Annotated in this window: 2 protein-coding genes and 1 pseudogene; 1 reads left to right on the top strand and 2 read right to left on the bottom strand. The window is 73.7% G+C overall.

Annotation, left to right across the window (positions count from 1 at the left end; translation table 11 throughout):
• Both SACPADRAFT_RS32090 and SACPADRAFT_RS0203055 read right to left on the bottom strand, forming a co-directional pair.
• Positions 1-250, bottom strand: a pseudogene (locus SACPADRAFT_RS32090) (M48 family metallopeptidase); the annotation flags it as partial.
• A 17-nt stretch (positions 251-267) separates the two neighbouring features.
• On the bottom strand, positions 268-870 hold the full coding sequence (locus tag SACPADRAFT_RS0203055) for a LemA family protein (protein WP_007027495.1): 603 nt from the start codon (positions 868-870) through the stop codon (positions 268-270).
• A 152-nt stretch (positions 871-1,022) separates the two neighbouring features.
• Between SACPADRAFT_RS0203055 and SACPADRAFT_RS25285 the strand changes: the two genes are divergently transcribed.
• A partial coding sequence (locus SACPADRAFT_RS25285; RefSeq protein WP_084258274.1) for a 5'-3' exonuclease occupies positions 1,023-1,789 on the top strand: 767 nt, incomplete at its 3' end.

Raw genomic sequence — 1,789 nt, 5'->3', positions numbered from 1 at the left:
CCCGCTGCCCGCCGCCGCGGCGCAGCAGCAGCGACCGCACCAGCGACGTCAGCCCGATCAGGGCGAGCGCGACGACGCTGACCGCGACCAGCGTGCCCACGGCCTCGGAGGTCGACGTCTCGCCCAGGCCGAACGCCAGCCACGCCGCCAGGTCGACCACGGCGACGATGCCGACCACCGCGGCCACGAACAGCCACACCAGCCGCGCGGACACCTTCCGCACGGCCTGTTGACGCTCGAAGAAGTTCATCGTCGACCGGCCCTGTCTCAGAACGACACGTCCGGCGCCTGCCGCTGCTCCGGCTCCTCGATGATCAGCGGTTCGGCCGGTCCGAAGTTGAACGCGCCGGCGAGCAGGTTCGTCGGGAACGTCTCCCGCTTGTTGTTGTAGGACAGCACCGCGTCGTTGTAGGCCTGCCGGGCGAAGGCGACCCGGTTCTCGGTGGAGGTCAGTTCCTCGGACAGCTGCGTCATGTTCTGGCTGGCCTTGAGGTCCGGGTAGGACTCGGACACCGCCAGCAGCCGGCCCAGCGACTGCGTCAACGCGCTCTCCGCGCCGGACAGTTCCTGCATCGCCCCCGGCTCACCCGGGTTCGACCGGGCCTGTTCCTGCGCCTGCACCGCACCCGTCCGGGCGGCGGTCACCTGTTCGAGGGTCTGTTGTTCGTGCCGCATGTAGCCCTTGGCGGTCTCGACCAGATTGGGGATCAGGTCGTGCCGGCGCGTGAGCTGCACGTCGGTCTGGGCGAAGGCGTTGTGGTAGTTGTTGCGGCGGCGCACCAGCCCGTTGTAGCCGGACACGGCCCACGCCGCGACCGCCACCACCACGACCGCGAGCACCACGAGCACCACGACGGCTGCCGTTCCCACTGGTTCGCCTCCCTGGGGTCGGTGGAAGCCCCAGCATAGGCGTGCCGGGCGGCCGGTGTGGTCCCGGTCTCCCCGGCGTGCCGCGCCCGGGGTGTCACCGCGGGCGCGTGTCCGTGGTCCGCCCGCGGCGCGGGGTGTGGCACGCTGGGCGGGTGAATGCCCCGCTGGTGCTGCTCGACGCGGCGAGCCTGTACTTCCGCTCGTACCACGCGCTGCCCGAGTCGATGACCGCCCCGGACGGGATGCCGGTGAACGCGGTGCGCGGGTTCGCCGACACGGTGGCGCGCATCCTCACCGACCGCCGCCCCGCCCGGATGGTGGCCTGCCTGGACGCCGACTGGCGCCCCGCGTTCCGGGTGCGGGCGCTGCCCAGCTACAAGGCCCACCGCGTCGCCGCCGAGGCCGGGGCGCACGAGCCCGCCGACACCGGAACCGGGACGGCCGCCGGGACCGGGCCGGATACCGAGGAGGTGCCGGACACGCTGACCCCGCAGGTGCCGGTGATCCTGGACCTGTTGGCGGCGGCGGGGCTGGCCACCGCCTCCGCCGAGGGGTTCGAGGCCGACGACGTCCTCGCCACGCTCGCCGCCCGCGAGACCCGCGACCCGGTCGAGGTGGTCACCGGGGACCGGGACCTGTTCCAGCTGGTGCGCACCGGCCCGCCCCCGGTGTCGGTGATCTACGTCGGCAAGGGGTGGGCCAAGGCGGAGGTGCTGGGCCCCGACGAGCTCGCCCGCCGCTACGGTCTCCCCGCCGGGCACGCCGGCGCCGCCTACGCCGACATGGCGATGCTGCGGGGCGACCCGTCGGACGGGCTGCCCGGGGTCGCCGGCATCGGGGAGAAGACCGCCGCGAAACTCATCACCCGGTTCGGGTCGCTGGAGGCGCTGCGGGACGCGGCCGCGCGCGGCGACGGGGA

This window comes from Saccharomonospora iraqiensis subsp. paurometabolica YIM 90007, from assembly GCF_000231035.2.
Classification (GTDB): Bacteria; Actinomycetota; Actinomycetes; order Mycobacteriales; family Pseudonocardiaceae; genus Saccharomonospora; species Saccharomonospora paurometabolica.
Note: the sequence above shows the minus strand (reverse complement) of the source record. Positions and strands in the feature narration are given on the sequence as shown.